General features: G+C 69.4%; 14 protein-coding genes. 8 read left to right on the top strand and 6 right to left on the bottom strand.

Annotated features, from left to right (window positions below; translation table 11 throughout):
- Window positions 1-695 (bottom strand): DDE-type integrase/transposase/recombinase (locus tag NHL53_RS07095; protein ID WP_433776155.1); only part of this gene is annotated, 695 nt, incomplete at its 3' end.
- Window positions 692-985: a transposase gene (locus NHL53_RS07090; protein ID WP_433776154.1), complete on the bottom strand. Its 294-nt coding sequence runs from the start codon at window positions 983-985 to the stop codon at window positions 692-694. The genes NHL53_RS07095 and NHL53_RS07090, both read right to left, overlap by 4 nt.
- 57 nt (window positions 986-1,042) lie before the next feature.
- Between NHL53_RS07090 and NHL53_RS07085 the strand changes: the two genes are divergently transcribed.
- The 8 genes from NHL53_RS07085 to NHL53_RS07050 all read left to right on the top strand — a co-directional run bounded on the left by NHL53_RS07085 (window position 1,043) and on the right by NHL53_RS07050 (window position 17,241).
- Window positions 1,043-1,309: a hypothetical protein gene (locus NHL53_RS07085; RefSeq protein ID WP_433776153.1), complete on the top strand. Its 267-nt coding sequence runs from the start codon at window positions 1,043-1,045 to the stop codon at window positions 1,307-1,309.
- Window positions 1,310-1,530: 221 nt separating this feature from the next.
- Window positions 1,531-4,320 (top strand): YhgE/Pip family protein, encoded by a 2,790-nt coding sequence (locus tag NHL53_RS07080; protein WP_433776152.1) that lies wholly within the window; start codon window positions 1,531-1,533, stop codon window positions 4,318-4,320.
- Window positions 4,317-6,503, top strand: a complete 2,187-nt coding sequence (locus NHL53_RS07075; RefSeq protein ID WP_433776151.1) for a YhgE/Pip family protein — start codon at window positions 4,317-4,319, stop codon at window positions 6,501-6,503. Before NHL53_RS07080 ends, NHL53_RS07075 begins: the two co-directional genes overlap by 4 nt.
- 20 nt (window positions 6,504-6,523) lie before the next feature.
- Window positions 6,524-7,150, top strand: coding sequence for a TetR/AcrR family transcriptional regulator (locus NHL53_RS07070; protein WP_433776150.1), 627 nt, complete (start codon window positions 6,524-6,526; stop codon window positions 7,148-7,150).
- A 58-nt stretch (window positions 7,151-7,208) separates the two neighbouring features.
- The gene (locus NHL53_RS07065; protein WP_433776149.1) at window positions 7,209-8,324 is read left to right on the top strand and encodes an alkene reductase; all 1,116 of its coding nucleotides are present in this window, start codon (window positions 7,209-7,211) and stop codon (window positions 8,322-8,324) included.
- A gap of 66 nt (window positions 8,325-8,390) precedes the next feature.
- On the top strand, window positions 8,391-12,215 hold the full coding sequence (locus NHL53_RS07060) for a GH92 family glycosyl hydrolase (RefSeq protein ID WP_433776148.1): 3,825 nt from the start codon (window positions 8,391-8,393) through the stop codon (window positions 12,213-12,215).
- 56 nt (window positions 12,216-12,271) lie between these two features.
- Window positions 12,272-16,177: a GH92 family glycosyl hydrolase gene (locus tag NHL53_RS07055; RefSeq protein WP_433776147.1), complete on the top strand. Its 3,906-nt coding sequence runs from the start codon at window positions 12,272-12,274 to the stop codon at window positions 16,175-16,177.
- Between the two features lie 422 nt (window positions 16,178-16,599).
- The gene (locus NHL53_RS07050; RefSeq protein WP_433776146.1) at window positions 16,600-17,241 is read left to right on the top strand and encodes a DUF1345 domain-containing protein; all 642 of its coding nucleotides are present in this window, start codon (window positions 16,600-16,602) and stop codon (window positions 17,239-17,241) included.
- 24 nt (window positions 17,242-17,265) lie between these two features.
- Here NHL53_RS07050 and NHL53_RS07045 read toward each other — a convergent pair whose 3' ends face one another.
- The 4 genes from NHL53_RS07045 to NHL53_RS07030 are packed head-to-tail and all read right to left on the bottom strand — an operon-like array spanning window position 17,266 to window position 20,217.
- Complete coding sequence (locus NHL53_RS07045) at window positions 17,266-17,571, bottom strand: putative quinol monooxygenase (protein WP_433776145.1); 306 nt, start codon at window positions 17,569-17,571, stop codon at window positions 17,266-17,268.
- Between the two features lie 31 nt (window positions 17,572-17,602).
- Window positions 17,603-18,838 carry a glutaminase gene (locus NHL53_RS07040; protein WP_433776144.1) on the bottom strand — a complete coding sequence of 412 codons (1,236 nt, stop codon included), beginning with the start codon at window positions 18,836-18,838 and terminating at the stop codon, window positions 17,603-17,605.
- 26 nt (window positions 18,839-18,864) lie between these two features.
- Window positions 18,865-19,320, bottom strand: coding sequence for an FHA domain-containing protein (locus NHL53_RS07035; protein ID WP_433776143.1), 456 nt, complete (start codon window positions 19,318-19,320; stop codon window positions 18,865-18,867).
- A 15-nt stretch (window positions 19,321-19,335) separates the two neighbouring features.
- Window positions 19,336-20,217 carry an SDR family oxidoreductase gene (locus tag NHL53_RS07030; RefSeq protein ID WP_433776142.1) on the bottom strand — a complete coding sequence of 294 codons (882 nt, stop codon included), beginning with the start codon at window positions 20,215-20,217 and terminating at the stop codon, window positions 19,336-19,338.
- Window positions 20,218-20,273 lie beyond the last annotated feature (56 nt).

The following is a 20,273-nucleotide window of genomic DNA, read 5'->3' as shown; positions in this document are numbered from 1 at the left end:
TCCCCGCTGGAACCGGCTCTACCCATCGATCCGACCATGCGGTGACGAGCAAGCGCGCGCAGGAACTTCCTGCTTCGAAATTGAGATCCCCTGTCCGAATGAACCACGCAGCCGGCGACATCACCGCGCATCTGGACCGCGTTCTCGAGGGCTTGGACAGCCAGACGAGACTTCATCCTGGAATCGATCGAGTAGCCCACGATGCGCCCTGAGAAGGCGTCTTTGATCGCGCAGGCATAGAGCTTGCCTTCACTCGTTTTGTGCTCCGTGATGTCAACAAGCCATAACTCGTTCGCCCGCGTCGCGGCGAACACATCCCGGGCGCGACCGTGTTCATCAACAACAGCGCAACGATCATCATGAACGGGCGGGCCGGGCTTTCTCCCGCTCTTGCCCCGCTTCTTCCCGAACACGGACCACCAGCCATTGCGTGACGTGATGCGCCACGCAGTCCGGTCAGCCATCGATTCACCGGCATCGCGGGCTTCGTCAGCGAGGAGGCGATGCCCGAACTCCGGGTCATCGCGATGCGCGTTGAACAACGCGTTCGCGCGATACGCCTCCACCACTTCGCTATCGGTGATCGGGGCCTTCAGCCACCGGTAGTAGGGCTGGCGAGCGAGCTTGAGGACCCGGCACGACACCGCGACAGGAATCCCGTCCGCGGCGAGCTCGGCAACGAGCGGGTACATCATTTTCCCGGCAGGTTCGCCTGCGACAGATACGCGGCTGCTCGCCGGAGGACCTCTACTTCTTGTTCGAGCAGCCGGATCCGTTTGCGAGCTTCCCGCAGCTCGACTGTCTCCGTTCGGGTCTGCCCCGGCTTGTTGCCCTCGTCGATATCGGCGCGACGCATCCACTTCGTGAGCGTCATGGGGTGAACCCCGAAGTCTTTCGCGATCTTCTCGATCGTCACGCCGGGCTCGCGATTCCGCGCGATGCGCACGACGTCGTCACGGAACTCAGTCGGATAAGGCTTAGGCACGATGCCATCCTTCCAGGCCAGCCCTCCCGGGCAAGCCAGATCAGATGTCACCTACTCATGCAGCAGACCCACCAGCTGCTGGGCATCGACCGCGGGGTACCCGAAGTGTTCAACTCCACGTACGATCTGCGGTTCCTGCTGAAGGCCACAGCGCGACTGCGCGACGGCGAGACCGTGGAACTCCCCGGACCGAAGTTCGTCGGCAACCGCATCATCAAGCGGCTCGACCACACCCAGATCGGACAACTCCTCACCGACTTCGGCCTCGTCCCCGAACTCGCCGACACGATCCAGCGCAAGAGGGAGGACGACGCGCTCGCCTGATACCCGGGCGACCCCGCCCGGGTACGGTCTGTAGCTGTGCCCCAGCCGCACCGGTTCCTCTCCATCTGGTGAGCGACCGGTGCGGCTGCGTGTGAGGAGGGCGGCCTCCCGATAGGGCGACTGCGTGCAGGCACGCCCGAGGAGCCTTTCGAAGAACGGCGGGCGAGGCCACAGCTCCTCATTGTGCACATCGATGTGCATGTTTCATGTACGATGATGACGTGAAGAAGAGCTGGCAGGTGTTCGCGCGCGACGTCGGCCGACTCGCCCGCGTACGCAAGGCGTGGATCATCGTGATCGGGGTTCTCATAACCCCGGCGCTGTACGCGTGGTTCAACATCAGCGCCTTCTGGGACCCGTATTCGAACACGGAGAATGTCAGCGTCGCCGTGGCGAACCTCGATGAGGGCGCGACGTCCGATCTGACAGGTGCTGTCAATATCGGGGATCAGGTCGAGGAGCAGCTCAGGGGGAACGACGATCTCGGCTGGGACTTCATGACCGACGAGGAAGCGCTCGAGGCAGTCCAGCGCGGCGACGCGTATGCGGCGATCGTCATCCCAGCAGGCTTCAGCGAGGACCTCCTCAGCATCACGACCGGTGATTTCACCCAACCGGCGCTGCAGTACTACGTCAACGAGAAATCCAGCGCTATCGCGCCGAAGATCACCGACGTCGGGGCCACGGAGCTGGACAGGCAGATCACGTCCGCCTTCGCCGAAGAGGTCGCGTCCGCCGCGAGCGAGGCGGTCAGGGACGCCGGCGACGATGCGCAGCAGCGACTGCTGAACGCACAGGATCGTGCACTGAACACCTTCGACAGCACGGCGCAGAGACTCGCCTCCGTACGGGAGAGCATCGACGATCTGCAGCAGGGGATCGACTCGTCCCGCGAGTCCCTCTCGTCGACCCGGCGAACGCTGGGCGACATCGACGCGACGCTGGGAGACGTGCAGCAGGCGATCGACGAGACGCAGGGGATCATCGCGGAGGCGCGGACCCAGGTGATCGACTTCACAGACGCAGCGACGGCCGCGTACCTGCAGGGAACGACTCGGCTCGCAGACGCCTCGTCGAGCGCGAACACCTCGGTCACGCAGCTGACTCAGAGCCTCGACGCCGCGGGTGTGCGGGTGGAAGCCGCAATCGAGGATCTGCAGGGGGTTCTGGAGTCGAACGAGGCGGCGATCGCCGAATTGCGGACGGTTCTCGACGACGCAGACCTCGATCCGGACACGGCGGAGCGGCTGTCCGGTGTGATCGAGGCCCTGGAAGAGCGCAACGCGGCCGATCAACAGCTCCTCTCAGAACTGTCTCAGCTCAGCTCCAGCGCGGCCGAGACCGTTCAGGCGCTTCAAACGGCCGCGGATGCCGTGGACGGTGCCATGCAGGACACGCAGTCGGCCGCCGTCGACCTGCGCGTAGCGCTCACCGAGAACCTGCCCGCGCTCAACAGCGCGATGTCGCAGTTGTCGGAGAGCGCCGGCGAGTTCTCGGCCGCCGTCGGGTCGCAGCGTCGGGTGCTGGCGCAGGCGGGGGAACTGCTGCTCGGGGTCGATGCACAGCTGGCGTCGACCTCGGTGGCGCTCGGCAGCTTCGACGACGACATCGCGAACATCGAGTCGAGCGTTCAGACGGCGCGCACCGACGTCGAGGCGCTCGTCGCCGCGTCGGAGTTGGGGGCGTTGAGCACCCTCACCGGTCTGGACCCCGACGACATCGCGCAGTTCATCGCCTCGCCGGTCGAGGTCGATGAGCAGATCCTCTTCCCGGTGTCGTCATACGGATCCGCGATGGCGGCCCTCTTCACGAACCTCTCGCTGTGGATCGGCTCCTTCGTGCTCATGGTGATCTTCAAGATTGAGGTCGACACCGAGGGCGTCGAAGGCGTGAGCGTGCGCGAGGCCTATCTGGGGCGTTTCGGTCTGTTCGCGATGCTCGCCGTCGCCCAGGCGTTGATCGTCTCGATCGGCAATCTCATTATCGGTGTGCAAACGGCGAGCGCTGTTGCGTTCGTCGGCACGGCCGTGCTGATCGGGCTGGCCTACGTGAGCATCATCTACGCCCTGTGCGTCGCCTTCGGGCATGTCGGTCGGGGGCTGTGCATCCTGCTGGTGATCATGCAGATTCCCGGTGCGTCGGGCCTGTATCCGATCGAGATGATGCCGGACTTCTTCAGAGCCATCTATCCCCTTCTGCCCTTCTCGTACGGCATCGATGCCATGCGCGAGACGATCGCGGGCTTCTACGGCAACCACTACTGGCGGTTCATGGGCGCGCTCGCGGTGTTCGTCGCCCTCGCGTTCTTGCTCGGCCTCGTGCTGAGGCGCCGCCTGGCGAACCTCCACGTCCTGTTCAACAGAGAGATCGCCTCGACCGATCTCCTGATCGGTGAGAAGGTGCAGGTGACCGGAACCGGGTACCGCCTGAGCCAGGTGATCCACGCGCTGTCCGACCGTCGGGAGTACCGCGACGAGCTCGTCCGCCGGGCTCGGCCGTTCACCCGGCACTATCCGACGCTGTTGCGGGCAACGCTGGTTGTCGGTCTTGCGGGCATGCTGCTGCTGGCTGTCGTCGCATGGCTGTTCCCGGAGGGCAAGGCGCTTCTGCTGGGTCTGTGGAGCCTGTGGTGCCTGCTCGTCATCGGGTTCCTCGTGGCCATCGAGTACACCAAGCAGAGCTTCGCCCGCGCCCACGCGGTCGCGGCGCTGGAGGACGCCGAGCTGCGAGAGGTCATCCTCGCCGGGGGGGCAGGCCACCTCGCGGAGGACGCGGCGCAGGCGTCAGCGGAGACGACCAGGATCGATGTGCCCGCGGAGACGGTCGAGATCGACGAGGGAGATGCCCCCGCGGGGCCGGACGAGGAGGCCGATCTGCTCGACGAGATCTTCGCCTTTGGCGAGCCCGCCGAACGGGACGAGCCGGATCCGGACGCGGAGACGACCGAACTCGATGTGGTCGACGAGCAGGACGAGACCGGCCCCGCCGATGAAGGCGAGGAGCGCGCGTGAGAGACATCTTCGACCTGACGCTCCGCGACGTGCGTCATGCGACCCGGAACGTGATGGCCGGTATCGTCATCTTCGGCCTCGTCGTCATACCTTCGCTCTTCACCTGGTTCAACGTGATCGCGACCTGGGATCCGTTCGACAACACGAGCAATCTGAAGGTCGCCGTCGCGAGCACCGACGAGGGATACGAGAGTGACCTCGTGCCCATCCGCATCAACGTCGGCGAACAGGTGCTGTCGGCGTTGCGGGCGAACGACGACCTCGACTGGGTCATCACCGACGAAGAGGATGCGATCGACGGAACCAGGTCGGGCGACTACTACGCGGCGATCGTCCTCCCGCCGTCGTTCAGCACCGACATGATGACGTTCTACGTCGATGGGGCGGATCACACGGACATCGCGCTGTTCACCAACGAGAAGAAGAACGCGTTGGCTCCGAAGATCACCGAGCAGGGCGCGGAGGGGGTCTCGTCCCTGATCGCCGAGACGTTCACGCAGACGCTCAGCGAGATCGCCCTGGGCCTGACCTCCTCGGTCTCCGACTACCTCACGGACGCGGATACCCAGGCTGCTCTCACCCGCCTGGAAGCGCGCGTCGCGAACGTGTCCACGCAGCTGCGTTCCAGCGCGCAGACGGCGGACATGTTCACGACGCTGATCGAGTCGAGCATTCCGGTGGTGAACAGTGCGTCGAGTCTGGTCGATGGCGCCGGCGACGCGTTCGACGACGCGTCGAACGCGGTCGGCAGCGGGAGCAAGGCCGTGGACGAGCTCCGATCGACGCTGCGTACCGCGACGCAGTCGGTGACGCAGGCGCTCTCGGCGACCGCGTCGAGCTACGACACGGTGGGGGATCGCATCGATGACCTCTACTCCGAACTCGACACGCTCAGCGGAGAGCGTGTGACGGTGCTCGAGACCCTCGCCGATCGCGTACAGGACCAGATCGACCGGTATGAGTCCCTCCGCGACACCGTCGAGACGGACATCGCCCCCGCTCTGCCGGAGTCCGCACAGGGCAGCCTCGACGCGGTCGTCGACGCGCTCGACGATGCGATCGCACGTCAACAGGCGGTGCACGACCGCCTCGAACAGGCCGCGCGCGACGTCGAGGAGGGCAACGAATCTACGCAGAGCTCCCATCAGGAGATCAAGGAGGCGATCGCGGACGCCCAGAGCGCGATCGGGGACGCACAGAGCGCCTACACGAACGGGTTGAAGCCGCAGCTGGACCAACTGTCGTCGACACTCGGAGACATCGGATCCGACATCTCCGCGCTGCGTGCGGACATCGACGAGATGTCATCGAGCCTTTCGGGTGCATCCGGTTCGGTGCTCTCGACGATGAACGGCGCGAAGACCGTGACGGAGGGGCTCTCCGACTCGCTCGACGACACTGCCGACAGATTCGACGAGATCGAACGGGCACTGGGCGACGCGGCTGACACCGGCGATCTGAGTGAGCTCAGCGAGATCATCGGCTCCGATCCTGGTGTCCTCGCCGCGTCGCTGGCCGACCCCGTAGGCGTCGACCGCATCGCCGCGTTCCCGGTCGGGAGTTTCGGCGCGGCCATGGCTCCGCTGTACACGATCCTCGCCCTGTGGGTGGGCGCTCTGCTGATGACGGTGACGATCCGCGCCGACGTCAACGGCGAGACGCTTCCCGGCCGCGCCGAGCTCACGCCGACGCGGAAGTACCTCGGAAGATACGGCATCTTCGCGCTCGTCGGTCTCGCGCAGAGCACGCTCGTCACGCTCGGGCTCATCCTCTTCGTCAAGATCGAACCTGCGCATCCGCTTCTGATGATCCTGGCGGGCTGGGTCACGTCGCTCGTGTTCACGCTCATCGTCTACACGCTGGTGGTCGCCTTCGGCAACGCCGGGAAAGCCCTGTCCGTGCTGCTGCTGGTCATCCAGATCTCTGGTTCGGGAGGAGCGTATCCTCTGGAGCTCGTGCCGGAGTGGTTCCAGAACATCAGTCCGTTCCTTCCTGCGACATACGCGATCGGAGCCATGCGATCGGCCATCGCGGGCGTCTATGCAGCCGACTTCTGGATCTCACTCGGGATGCTTGCCCTGTTCGTGCTTCCCGCGCTCCTCCTCGGGCTCGTCCTGCGACGTCCGCTGGTGGCCTACAACCGTGGCCTGACTGAGGCCCTCGAGTCGACGAAGCTGATGTGAGTGGCGATATGAGCGTTCACATGCCCACAGACGACTCTCCGTCGCCGAGCGCCACGCCGCCACCACGCGCCCGCCGTCGCGACGCCGCCACCAACCACGAAGCGCTGCTCCACGCCGCACAGACGGTTCTCGCCGAGAACCCGCACGCCTCGCTGGACGCGATCGCACATACGGCGGGCCTGTCCCGGCGTGCACTCTACGGGCACTTCGCCGACCGTGAAAGCCTGCTGCGCGAAGTGATCGCCATCGGCGCGGAACGCTTCAACCTCATCGCCGAGGCCAACGCGGACACGGACCCGCGTATCGCCCTCGCCCGCATAGCCGTGGGTCTGTGGCACGAGGTCTCGACGGTGCGCGCCCTGGCGAACATCGCGCTCGACGACCACCACGTCGCCGACACCGCTCGCGCTCTCGAACCACTGCGGCGTCGCGTCCGCGAGATCACCAACGACGGAGTCCGATCGGGTGTCTTCCGCCAAGACGTGCTGCCAGAGGTGCTCGCCCTCCTCATCGAGGAAACGGCGCGCTCGGTGCTGCGCGGGCTCCGCCTCGAGACACAAGACGCGGCGGCCATCGTCGCCAAGGTCATCTTGAGCGTCGCAGGCTTGTCCTGGGCGGAGCAAGCGGAGCTCGATCGTCTGCACTAAGTCGCGCCGCCAGAGACCTGATCCCCCGTAAGACGGGTTGGGCGTGAGGAACGAACTGGTGACACGTCTGCGCTCGAACGCGCAGGGCTTCGCGACCGACTCGATGGCCGCCTACTACGCGCAGCGCGCGAGCGCCGGCCTCATCGTCACCGAGGGAATCCAGCCCAGCGCCGCCGGCCAGTCCAACCCGATGCAGCCCGGACTCGTCACCGATGAGCAGGCGCTCTCGTGGCGGCGCGTGACCGACGCCGTCCATGGCGCCGACGGACGGATCTTCGCCCAGATCATGCACGCCGGTCGCATCAGCCACCCCGACACGACCGGCCACCATCCCGAGGCGCCGTCGGCGCTGGCCGCGCGTGACGTCCGGGTGCTCACGCCCACGGGGCCTGCTCCTGCGCCGGTTCCGCGCGCGCTCGGCACGGCAGAGATCCCGGGGCTGGCGTCGACGATCGCGCACGCCGCCCGTCGCGCGGTCGATGCCGGCTTCGACGGGGCCGAACTGCACGGTGCCAACGGCTACCTGATCGCCCTGCTCCTCTCCGACACGGCCAATCAGCGAACGGATCGCTACGGCGGAACGATCGCGGGGCGCATCCCATTCGCCGTCGAGGCGGCCGAGGCGACTGTCGACGCGATCGGAAGGGACCGCGTCGGGATCCGCCTCTCGCCCGGCGCCGGCATCTGGGACGCGGGGGAGTCGGACGCGCCTGAGCTGTATCGCGCCCTGCTGACGGCGCTCGCCCCGCTGGGTCTCGCGTACGTGCACTTCGCGGCGGGTCCCGACGAGGGGGTGCTCCGCGACCTCCGGCGCTTCTGGCCCGGCGCGCTCATCGTGAACCCCTCGTCGACGAACAGCGCCCACCCGTCCTCGCTCGCCGACGCGGAGCGGTGGCTCGGTCATGGGGCGGATCTGATCTCGTTCGGGCGGGCCTTCCTCGCCAATCCCGACCTGCCCGAGCGCCTGCGTTCCGGTGTCCCCCCTCACGGCCGCCGATCCGGACACCTTCTACACGCCGGGAGACGAGGGATATCTCACCTACGGGAGGGCAGAAAGCGCCCCGAGCCGGGCGTGACCCGCGGGTGCATGCCTTCGCGCGCATATCGACGCGATGACGCCGCCATCGCGTCGATATGCGCGCATCCACCTATTGACAGCGCTGTCAGCCCCTGAGTAGTCTACCTCCTCGACGGCGCCAGTGTCGGCGTCCGCAACGGCCCCCAAGCGATGGAGCGTGCGATGGGTACGAAGAAGAACCTCACGAGGGCGACCGCGATCGGCGTCGCGGCGGTGCTCGGCGGCGCTGCGCTCTGCGGTGGCGCGGCGGTCGCCGATACCGGGGATCTCCCTGATCTCGTCGAGAATCCGGTGCAGTACGTCGATCCGATGATCGGCACCGGCGAGGCGGGCAACTCGCCGGCGGTCGCCGAGGTCAACAACTTCCCCGGGGTCGCGATGCCCTACGGGATGATGCAGCTGTCGCCCGACACCCCGGGCGCCTACGCCGGGTACCGATACCAGCACGACGAGATCCGCGGGTTCAGCCTCACCCACGCGTCCGCGGGCTGCTGGGTCTTCGGCGACGTGCCGATCATGCCGGCCATCGGCGACTTCGGCGACGAGCCGTGGGACTACACCTCGTCGTTCTCCCACGACGACGAGACCGCCGAGGCGGGGCGCTATCAGGTCGCGCTCGACTCCCACGACGAGGGATCCACCGAGGTCGAGCTCGCCGCCACCACCCGCGCGGGAGCGCTGACCTTCGACTTCGAGGGCCCGCATCACGGCAGCATCCTGATCAAGGCGGGGGAGTCTCTCGCCGACGTCTCCGACTCGCAGGTCGAGATCGTCGGCGACGACACCCTCACCGGATCCGTCACGTCCGGCCGATTCTGCGGCAACGACAACCAGCACACGCTCTACTTCGCCATGGAGTTCGACCAGCCGTTCATCCACTTCGGCACCTGGGAGGGCGAGGACAAGCAGGACCTCCGCCGCGAGGCGCACGACAAGCGCTCCGGCGCGTGGCTCGAGTTCGGACCGGGGCAGGAGCTGGATCCGGTCAAGCTCAAGGTCGGCATCTCGTACGTGAGCGCGGAGGGCGCGCAGGCGAACCTCGACGCGGAGATCCCCGACTGGGATTTCGAGAAGGTCGTCGAGGACAACCAGGCGGCGTGGGACGAGAATCTCGGCAAGGTCCGCGTCTCGGAGTCCGACGCCGACGATCTGACGATGTTCTACACGTCGCTCTATCAGGCGCAGCTCTTCCCGAGCACGTTCAACGACGCCGACGGCCGGTACATCGGCTTCGACGGCGAGATCCATGAGGTGGAGCCCGGGCACACGCAGTACGCGAACTACGCCGGGTGGGATACCTACCGCTCGCTCGGCGCGCTCCAGGCGATCCTCGACCCTGGCGTCGCGTCCGACATGGCGCAGACCCTCGTCAACAACGCCGAGCAGGGCGGATGGCTGCCCAAGTGGCCCGTCGCCAACGACTACACGGGGCAGATGACGGGCGATCCGATCCCCGCGCTCATCTCGTCGATGCACGCCTTCGGCGCCGACGACTTCGACACCGAGACCGCGCTGGAGTACATGCTCAAGGGCGCGAACGAACCCGGCGCCGCGGCGAACGGCTATGAGCAGCGCCCCGGCATCGAGTCGTACCTCGATCTCCGATACGGCCCCCAGACCGAGCCCTTCCGCGGAGACCACCAGATCGTCGGCGCCTCGACCACCCTCGAGTACTCGATCGCCGACTACGCGATCTCCGAGTTCGCCGGCCGCCTGGGGCACGACGACGTGGCGGCCGACTTCGTGCCGCGCGCCCAGTACTGGCAGAACGTGTTCAACCCGGCGACCCAGCGGGCGGCCGCGCGGACGGCGGACGGATCCTTCGTGATCCCGTCGGAGGGAGGATTCGGCCAGGCCGGCTTCGACGAGGGGACCGATCTCCAGTACACCTGGCTCGTTCCCCAGAACGTCGCGGCGCTCTCGCAGGCGCTGGGCGGGCCGGACGCCATGGGTGCGATGCTCGACGAGTTCACCTCCGAGCACAACACGGGCGGCAACTCCGACCACCTATGGATCGGAAACCAGCCGGGTCTGGGCGTCCCGTGGCTGTACGACTACATCGGCCAGCCCTCGCGGACGAGCGAGCTCGTCGACGCCGTGATCGAGAGCTCCTTCCAGCCCCACCCGAACGGCAAGCCGGGCAACGACGACCTCGGTGCGATGGGCGGCTGGTACGTGTGGGCCGCGGTCGGCATGTATCCCGCGACGCCGGGGTCGGACATCGTGGCGCTGAACACGCCCCGATTCGACCGGGTGGTCTTCGACCTCGGCGACCGGGAGGTCGAGATCCTCGCGCCCGGCGCCTCCTCCGGTCAGCGGTACATCGCCGGCGCGGCATACGACGGGGAAGAGCTGCAGAACACGTGGCTGCCCGGTGACCTGTGGCGCGACGGAGGCGTCGTCGAGTACGCGCTCGAATCCTCGCCGGAGTCCGACTGGGGGACGGGTCTCGATTCCGCGCCCCCGTCGATGACCGACGGCGGCAACGACCTCATCATCGGATCCTCGGTCAGCGACGTCTCGGTGGCGCCCGGTGCGTCGGGCGAGGTGCCCGTCACGGTGCAGCGCTTCGACGGCGGAGAGGGCCCCGTGCGGGTCGAGGCGTCGATCGACGGCGGCGACGTGCTCGGGTCCGTCGAGCTCGACGTCGACGACGCCGGCCGGGCCGACGGCACGGTCGACATCGACGTGCCCGCCGACCTCGACGGCTTCCGCACGCTGTCGCTGTCCGCCGACGACGGCGCCGCCGTCGCCCCCGTGACCCTGCGCGCCGTCGATCCCGACGGTCTCTTCGCCGCCTACAACACGGTGGGCAGCGCGGACGAATCGAATCCCGGTCCCGGCGACCTCGACGGCCAGGGCAACAGCCTGTCGCGGCAGGCGCTCGCCGAGGTCGGCCTGGCGCCGGGCGAGCAGGGCGAGGTCCACGACCTGAGCTACACGTGGCCCGACGTGCCGGCCGGCATGCGCGACACGCTGACCGCCGACGGGCAGGAGATCACCCTCGCCGAGCCGGCGTCCGCGCTGGCGTTCCTCGGCACCGCCACCAACGGCACCCAGACCGGAGACGCCGTGCTGTCGCTGTCGGACGGATCCACGATGACGGTCGAGCTCGTCTTCGGCGACTGGATCTTCCCCACCGACGACGATGAGCCCGTCGAGGGCAACACGACGATCGCCCAGATGGACCGTCGCAACGGCGACAAGGACCGCGCCTTCGTCTTCGCCACCGATCGGGTCGAGGCGCCGGACGGCGCGCTCATCACCGGCGTGACCTTCCCGACCAACGACGATCTGCACGTGTTCACCCTCGCGAGCTCGGCGGGCGACGAGGCACCGGGCGAGCCGGTCGTCGTCTCCGAGATCCCCGATGTCGTCTTCGCCGACGAGCCCGGAACGGAGAACGACGCCTACACGGTGCCGTCGGTCGACGGCGTCGACTTCCTCGTCGACGGCGATGTCGTCGAGCCCGGCGCCCACCCGGCCAGCGGCACGGTGACCGTCGTCGCGCAGCCCGCCGACGGCTACGTCTTCGCCCCCGGGATCACCACGGAGTGGTCGCACACGTTCTCGTCCGACGGCGACGGAGGCGACCCCACCGACCCGACGGATCCGGGCGACCCGACGGACCCGACGGATCCGACCGACCCGACGGATCCGGGTGACCCCACCGACCCGGGCGACCCGGGCGATCCGACCGACCCCGCCGATCCGACGGATCCGAGCGACCCGAGTGATCCGACGGACCCGGCCGACCCCGCGGAGCCGGGCGATCCGTCCGGCCCTCCCGGCACGGGCCCCGGCGGTGACGGCGACGGCGAGGGAACGACCCCGGGGGATGGCGACGACCTCGCCCCGACCGGCGGCGACGTGGCCTGGCCGATCGCCGCAGGCATCGCCCTGCTGCTGGCCGGCGCGATCGCCCTGGTCGCGCCCGGCATGACGCGCCGACGGGGCGCGGCCGCCCTCGGCGGCGAGCAGGACTGACCGCGCATTCGCATCTCGATGCCGACACCGGCGTCCCATCGAAGACAGGAAGAGGAATGTTTCGACGTACATCACGGAGCGCCGCACGCGGCCTCGTCGCCGCCGCGGCCGTGTTCGGAATCGCCGCCGCCGGCGCGCTGGCCGCGCCGACGGCGACCGCCGCGGAGGAACCGGACGACGACGTCAGCCTGACGTCGTACGTCAACCCGTTCATCGGCACGAAGGACGACGGCAACACCTACCCGGGAGCCGCGGTGCCCTTCGGGATGGTGCAGTTCTCGCCCGACAACGGCCACGGCGTCGGCTACGAATACGGCAACGACCGGATCCGCGGATTCTCCCTCGTGCACATCTCCGGCGTGGGGTGCCCCATCGGAGGGCTCCTGCCCGTCCTGCCCACCACCGGCGACATCGAGTCGACGAACAACGCGGACTACGCGCTGACCTACAGCCACGAGGGCGAGGAAGCCGCGCCCGGCTACTACCGCGTCCAGCTGGACGCGCCGGACGGGCAGATCGACGTCGAGCTCAGCGCGACCGAGCGCACCGGCGTGCAGCGCTACACGTTCCCCGAGACGGATGACGCGAAGGTCCTCATCAACCCCGGGCAGGCGCTCAACCGGGTCGACCACTCGTCGGTCGAGATCGTCGACGACACGACGATCGACACCACGATCACCTCCCGCGGCTTCTGCCAGGACACCGAGCCGTTCACCGTGCACACCCGCACGACGTTCGACCGGCCGTTCGAGGCGCACGGCACATGGGACGGAGACGACGTCTCGGAGGGCGGCGCGTCGGCGGACGGCGAGCGGACCGGCGCATACGTCACCTTCGACGCCACCTCGGATCAGACCGTCGAGGCGGTCACCTCGCTCAGCTACGTCGACGCCGACGGCGCCGTCGGCAACCTCGCCGCGGAGAGCGCGACCTTCGACGAGGCGCGGGTCGCGGCGGACGCGGCGTGGGAGGAGCGCCTGCGCACCATCGACGTGCCGCGGGACGACGAGAACGAGGCGCGGGTGTTCTACTCCGCCCTCTACCGCAGCTTCCTCGCTCCGAACACGGGATCGGACGCGGACGGGCGCTATCGCGGGTGGGACGGCGAGATCCACGTCGCCGACGACTTCACCTACTACCAGAACTACTCGCTGTGGGACACCTACCGCACCCAGCAGCAGCTCCTCTTCCTGCTGGCGCCGGACGAGTCCCGCGACATGGCGCTCTCGCTCATCACCGCCGCCGAGCAGTACGGCGTGCTGCCGCGCTGGGGGTACGGGCCGGTCGAGACGAACGTCATGACCGGCGACCCGGGCACCGCGTTCCTCGTCAGCGCCTGGAAGCAGGGGCTCCTGGAGGGGTACGAGGAGGAGACCTACGCGATCCTGTCGCACAACGCCGACAACCTGCCGCCGGAGGAGTCGCCCGCGAACGGCCGCGTCGGCAACCCGGTGTATCTCGAGCAGGGCTACGTTCCCCATCAGCCGAACGAGAACGGGCGCCCGGGAGACTACGACCTGCACCACGGTGCCTCGGCCACCCTCGAGTACGCGCTCTCGGACGGGCTGCTGGCGATGATGGCGCGCGAGCTCGGACACGACGACGACGCCGATCGGTACGCCCAGCGCGCGCAGAACTATCGCGCGATCTTCGACACGACCACCGACAGCTTCCGCCCGCGCGACCGGTCGGGGTTCTTCGTCGGCGACCCCGACCCGGCGCACACGGACGGCTTCCACGAAGGGACCTCCCCGCAGTACGCGTGGATGGCCCCCCACGACTACCCGGGGCTGATCGACGTGTTCGGCGGCGCTGAGGCCGCCGAGAGCCGTCTCGACGACCTCTTCGTCTACGACGAGCTCGTCGAGGATCCCGAGACGACCGCGCGGGAGCGGTGGGTGAACGGAACGTACGACTACTACGGCCAGGACACCTACAACCCGAACAACGAGCCCGGCCTGCACTCGCCGTACGCCTATCTGTGGACGGGCCAGCCGTGGAAGACGGCCGACGTGCTCCGGGGCGCTCGGACCCTCTTCACCGACGGCCCCGACGGCGTGACCGGAAACGACGATCTGGGCACCATGTCGGCCTGGTACGTGTTCGCCTCCATCGGCATCTACCCGGCCGTCCCCGGCGACGACGTCTGGGCGCTCGCGACTCCCGCCTTCCCCTCCGTGGAGATCGCCCTCGACAGCGAGTACGCCGGCGCCTCCTCTCTGACGGTGGAGGCACCCGGGGTGTCGGACGACGCGCGATACATCCAGTCGGTCCGTGTGGGCGACGCGCCTCTCGAGCGCGGCTACCTTCGCGGATCCGAGCTCACGGGAGCAGGCGTCATCTCCTTCGACGTCGGAGCGGATCCCTCGGACTGGGCGACCGGCGAGGGGAGCGCGCCGGGCGCGCTCAACCCGCCGACGGAGACGCCCTCGCGGCTGATGACGGCCGCCGACCCGGCCGTGCCCGTCGTCGCGCCGGGGGAGTCCACGACGTTCGACGTCGCGGTCATCGCCCAGAGCGAGGGCGAGGCGAGCGGAACGATCTCGCTCGAGTCGGATTCGTCGGCGATCTCCGTCGAGAGCGAGCCCGAGGTCTGGCAGGCGGAATCCGGCGGACTTCCCGTCGTCGCGCGCGTGCCGGTGACGGTGCGGGCGGCGGACGGCTTCGTGTCGGGGCGCTACCCCGTCACGGCGACCGTGACGGACGACGCCGGCCACAGCGTCGAGCAGGCCGTCACCGTGGCAATCGCCGACGAGGCGTGGCTCGCCCCCGCCTTCGACAACGTCGGCATCGGCGACGTCGGCGAGGCGAACGCCGACTTCGACGGCCAGGGCAACTACCTGCTGCGCGACCTGCTCGCGGACGGCGGCTTCATCCAGGGCGCCGGCGGATCCGTTCCGGGAACGGATCTGACCTTCGTCCTGCCCGCGGTCGCGCCCGGCGAGCCCGACAACGTCCGCGCCGACGGCCAGACGATCGAGGTGCCGCTCTCCGACAAGCGGACCCGGAGCATCAGCCTGATCGGATCGGCCAACAACGACGCCGCGTCGGGTACGCTCACGCTCGCGTTCTCCGACGGAACGACGCAGGAGGAGGCCGTCGAGCTCAGCGACTGGTGCACGGGGAGCCCGTCGGAGGGCAACATCTCCGTCGCTAAGCCGGGCCAGCGCGGACAGGGCACCGGCGCAGAGCACATCGGCTGCGGCGTGTACGCCACGGCCCCCGTCTCGGTGCCCGAGGACAAGGTCCTCGCCGAGATCGTCCTGCCGTCCGCGCCGAACATGCACGTGTTCGCGGTGGCCACCGACGTCGTCAACCCGGTCGTCCCCGCCGTCAGCGGGGAGGCCCCGGATGCAGTCGAGGTCGGGGAGACCGTCCAGATCGCCGTCTCGGTGGATCCCGGCGCCGCGGGGGAGATCGTGGTCTCCGAGGCCGGATCCGGTGACGAGATCGCCCGTGCGGATGTCGCCGACGGCTCGGCGACCGCCGCGGTGACGCCGGATGAAGAAGGAGAGCACGCGTACGCGCTGGCCTTCGTGCCCGACGACCCGACGCTGTTCGGGCCCGCCGCCGGAGCGGACGAGATCCGCATCACGGCATCCGCGGCCGGGGACGGCCCGGGTGAGGAGCCGGGCGACTCGGATGATGCGGGTGATGACCAGGGCGACTCGGGCGACGACCAGGGCGACGCGGGCGATGAATCGGACGGTTCGGGCGGCGGCCAGGGCGGATCCGGTGATGATTCGGACGGTTCCGGTGAGGACTCGAATGGTGCGGGTGACGATCCGGACGGTTCCGGCGGGGGTCAGGCGGGCACGGGGGAGGACCCCGACGACCTGGCGCCGACCGGCGGCGTGGCCGATGCGATGATCGCCTGGCTCGCTGCGGGCCTGCTCGCGGGCGGCGTCGTGCTCGCCGTGCGCGCTCGCCGCACCGCGCGGATGAGGGCGGAGCGCGTCTGAGACCTCGACCGTTCCGTCCCGGCCGCTGAGCCGGGGCGGGACGGTCGCGCCTGCTCCCGCGGCGCCAGCCGCGGCCGTCTCGCGGGCGCGGGCGCATGCCCGATCCGCAGCGGCGTCGCAGTCGCGGCCCTCGATGAAGGTCAGGCGCTCGTGCGCGCCGTCGAAGCCGAGCGGCTCCGGCGCCCCGTCGATCCCTGCGCGCCTGAGGTGGCGCAGGTAGCGATGCACGGTCGGCGTCCAGGCGCCGCCCACGCGACGGACCGCGTCGCCGGACGCGGCCGCGCCTCGGGGATCCGCGCCGCATCCGACGAGCAGAGCGCCGCCGGGCGATCACGGCCCCTCCCTGCCAGGACGGCCCCATGAGCACCCGCGCACGCCTATTCTGACTGAGGGACCGCAACCGGTTCCTCGGCGCGGTCGTCGTGAGCGTCGGCGCCGGCCTGGCGACCTGGTTCCTCCTGTCGCCCGCCGCGGACGGGACGGGGTCCCTGCCGTGGCTCACGGCCGCCCTCGTCGGGTGGATCGCCTTCGTGGCGGCGCACGTGCTGTGGGTGGCGCTCTCCGTGGGCGGGCTGGACGCGGTCGAGACGCGTCGGCACGCGCAGCGCGAGGATCCACGCCGCGCGGTGCGGGACGCGCTCCACATCGTCGCGGCGCTGGCGTCGGTCGCCGGGATGGGCGCGATGCTGCTCGCCGCGAGCTTCGATCCGCTCACCCGCGCGATCAACGCGGGGATCGGACGGGCGGCCGTCTTCGGGTCGTGGACCCTGATCCAGCTGACCTTCATGCTGCGATACGCCGCCCTCTTCTACGAGGACGAAGACGAGGGCGAGAGCGGGTCGGAGCCGCCCATCGACTTCCACACGCGCGACGACCCCGCCTACATCGAGTTCGCCTACCCCGCGTTCACGGTCGGCACCTCGTTCGCGACGTCCGACTCGGACGTGCGCACCTCGCGCATCCGCGCGGCCGTCCTCGGCCACACCCTGCTCAGCTTCTTCTTCGGCAGCGTTGTGCTCGCCTCGGTGATCAGCCTCGTGCTCCAGCTCGTGAGCGTCGGCTGACGTCGTCGCCGGTGCGAGCGTCGCTCAGTCGTCGCGCAGGGGAGAGCCCTCCACGTCGAAGCGGAAGCCGCCGAACTCGCCGCTGAGGAGCGGACGCGCGGTCTCGATCGCGCGGCGCACCTCGGGCAGCTCGAGCGACGCGCGGTGCGCCTCGGCGCTCTCCCACAGCTCGACGACGCACACGGTGTCGGGGTCGTCGTCCGTGCGGCCCACCTCGTAGGCGAGGCAGCCGACCGCCGCGAGGGCGTCGTTGCGGTCGACGAGGATGCGGATCAGCTCGTCGGCCCGGCCGGGTTCCGCGCCGAGCGTGCCGACGTTCGCGAAGACCATGCGGCGAGCGTAGCCGCCCCGGGGTCCGGGATCAATCGGCCGTGCTCGCCGGCAGGCCGCTCTCGCCGAGCACGCCGTTCCGGTCGGCGAGGGCGAGCTCGTGGCCGTCGTCGATGAGCGAGCGCGCCGCCTCGACGGCCATTCGCCGCGCGACGTCGTCGACCTCGTCGACCCGATCCACGTCGAAGACCACGCAGCGCGTGGTCGGCGGATCCTCGACGAGACGGCGGATGAGCGATTCGACGCTCGAGAAGACGAGGTCGCCGTGCAGCACGTAGGCGGTGGTCTCCTCGCCGTGGATCTCGACGCGGCGGACGTCGCGGATCGCCGAGCGGGCGGGGCGGGCGGCATCCATGAGGTGCAGGTTCATGTCCTCCGACAGGCGCTCCATCATGGTCACGCCCCGCACGCTGTTGCCGTGCCGGTCGAGCCGCGGCGAGAACACCGCGAGGCCGACCTGGCCGGGCAGGACCCCCACGATCCCGCCCGAGACGCCGCTCTTCGAGGGGATCCCGACGGTCGTCAGCCAGTCGCCGGCGGCGTCGTACATGCCGCACGACATCATGACGCTCAGCACGTGCCGCACGAGCTTCGGATCCAGCAGTCGCTCGCCGCTGCGGGGGTGCACGCCCCCGTTCGCGAGCGTCGCCGCCATGAGGGCGAGGTCCTCTACGGTCACAGACACGGCGCACTGCCGGATGTAGCCCTCGACGACGGGAACGGGATCGCCGTCGATGATGCCGAACGAGCGCAGCAGGTGTCCGAACGCCAGGTTGCGGTGACCCTCGCCGAGCTCCGAGCGCGCGACCTGCTCGTCGATGTCGAGGCGACGCCCCGCGAACCGCGAGTACCAGGAGACGACGCGCTCCAGCCGCTCCTCGGGGGAGGACGCGGAGACGAGACCGTGTGTCGCGATCGCCCCGGCGTTGATCATCGGATTGCGCGGGCGCCCCGTGTCGGGCTCGAGAGAGATCTCGTTGAACGCCTCGCCAGACGGCTCGACTCCGACGCGTTCGCCGACCCCGTCGATGCCGCGATCGGAGAGCGCCAGCGCATAGGTGAACGGCTTCGACATCGACTGGATCGAGAACGCGAGGTCGGCGTCGCCCTGGGCGTACACGGTGCCGTCGACCGTCGCGAGGGCGATCGCCGCATGATCGGGATCCGCCCCCGCCAGCTCGGGGATGTAGTCGGCCACGGCCCCGCCCGAGGAGGCGGACGAGGACGCGAGGACGCGGGAGAGGTATCCGGGCACCGGCGACTTCATGGCCCCAGACTATGCGGGGCCGCGCGTCAGTCGGGCGACTCGCCCTCCGCGTAGTCCGGCCGCGAGGGCTGCGGCGGCTGGTCCGAGAGCTCGCCGCCCTCGCGGCCCGCGAACGGACGTCCGTGATCGGCGAACTCCTCGCGCGTGAAGACGACGGTCCAGGGGCCGGCCGTGAACTGCGCGCCGGTGCGGAGGGTCTCGCTCCGGTCGTCCGGGTGGGTGCCCGCCGCGAGCGGGTTCGCGTTCATCGTCCCCTCGCCGTGCAGGGTGAGCACGTACTCGTCGCGCTCATCGTGCACGACCGTCGCGTGCAGCGGGTCGATGTCCGGGAGTCGCAGTCCGCAGCCCGCCCCGGATCCGATCGTCAGCTCGTCCTCGGTCAGGGGGTGTCGCATCCGGCGCTCGTCGGAGATGACGATGAGGGTGGGATCCCCCGCGCCCCACTCGGCGTGGGTCGTCGTGGGCTCGGTGTGGTCGACCATGATCGCTTCTTCTGCTCAGAGGTGCTTTCCGCCCGTGACCGCGAGGATGGTCCCGGCGGTGTAGGAGGCTTCCTCGGACGCGAGATAGACGTACGCCCCGGCGAGCTCCGCGGGCTGCCCGGCGCGTCCCAGGGGAGTGTCCTGCCCGAACTCGGGCAGCTTGTCCGGCCACCCGGTCGCGGGGATCAGCGGCGTCCAGATGGGGCCGGGGGCGACCCCGTTGACGCGGATCCCCGCGGGACCCTGCTGCTCGGCGAGCGCCTCGACGAACGCGACGAGCGCGGCCTTCGTCATCGCGTAGTCGAGCAGGTCCGGCGAGGGAGAGAAGCCCTGGATCGACGTCGTCACGATGATCGACGCCCCGGCGGGCAGGTGGGGGATCGCCTCGCGCGCCATCCAGAACGGCGCGTAGAGGTTGGTCCTCATCACGCGATCGAACTCGGCCGTGGGGATCCCCGCATCCTCGGCGCGCTGCTTCTGATACGCCGCGTTGAGGACGAGCAGATCGAGCCCGCCGAGCCGGCGACGGGCCTCCTCGACGACGCCGACCGCGACCTCCTCGTCACCGACGTCTCCGGGGAGCAGCACGGCCGACCGTCCGGCGTCCTCGATGAGCGCGGCCGTGTCGGCGGCGTCCTCCTGCTCGTCGGGGAGGAAGCTGAGCGCGACGTCGGCGCCCTCGCGCGCGAACGCGATGGCGACGGCGCGTCCGATGCCCGAGTCGCCGCCGGTGATGAGTGCGCGTCGACCCGTCAGCCGCGCCGATCCGGCGTAGGAGTCCTCGCCGTGATCCGGGCGCGGGTGCGTGTTGTCGGTCAGTCCGGGCTGGGTTCCCTCGTCCTTCGGGAATCCGGCGCTGCGGTGGAGGGTCCTGGGGTCGGAGAGGTGCGCGGTCATCCGTGCACGGTAACGGAGATGCTCGACGCCCGGAAGGGGGTCGCGCCGGTCGTCCG

This window comes from Microbacterium sp. gxy059, from assembly GCF_050958665.1.
In the GTDB taxonomy this organism is placed as follows: domain Bacteria; phylum Actinomycetota; class Actinomycetes; order Actinomycetales; family Microbacteriaceae; genus Microbacterium.
Note: the sequence above shows the minus strand (reverse complement) of the source record. Positions and strands in the feature narration are given on the sequence as shown.

Excerpts from the sequence above, each read along its gene's own strand:
- NHL53_RS07030 (WP_433776142.1), bottom strand. The coding sequence starts at position 20,217 with ATGACCGCGCACCTCTCCGACCCCAGGACCCTCCACCGCAGCGCCGGA.
- NHL53_RS07070 (WP_433776150.1), top strand. The coding sequence starts at position 6,524 with ATGCCCACAGACGACTCTCCGTCGCCGAGCGCCACGCCGCCACCACGC.
- NHL53_RS07035 (WP_433776143.1), bottom strand. The coding sequence starts at position 19,320 with ATGGTCGACCACACCGAGCCCACGACGACCCACGCCGAGTGGGGCGCG.
- NHL53_RS07060 (WP_433776148.1), top strand. The coding sequence starts at position 8,391 with ATGGGTACGAAGAAGAACCTCACGAGGGCGACCGCGATCGGCGTCGCG.
- NHL53_RS07045 (WP_433776145.1), bottom strand. The coding sequence starts at position 17,571 with ATGGTCTTCGCGAACGTCGGCACGCTCGGCGCGGAACCCGGCCGGGCC.
- NHL53_RS07085 (WP_433776153.1), top strand. The coding sequence starts at position 1,043 with ATGCAGCAGACCCACCAGCTGCTGGGCATCGACCGCGGGGTACCCGAA.
- NHL53_RS07040 (WP_433776144.1), bottom strand. The coding sequence starts at position 18,838 with ATGAAGTCGCCGGTGCCCGGATACCTCTCCCGCGTCCTCGCGTCCTCG.
- NHL53_RS07055 (WP_433776147.1), top strand. The coding sequence starts at position 12,272 with ATGTTTCGACGTACATCACGGAGCGCCGCACGCGGCCTCGTCGCCGCC.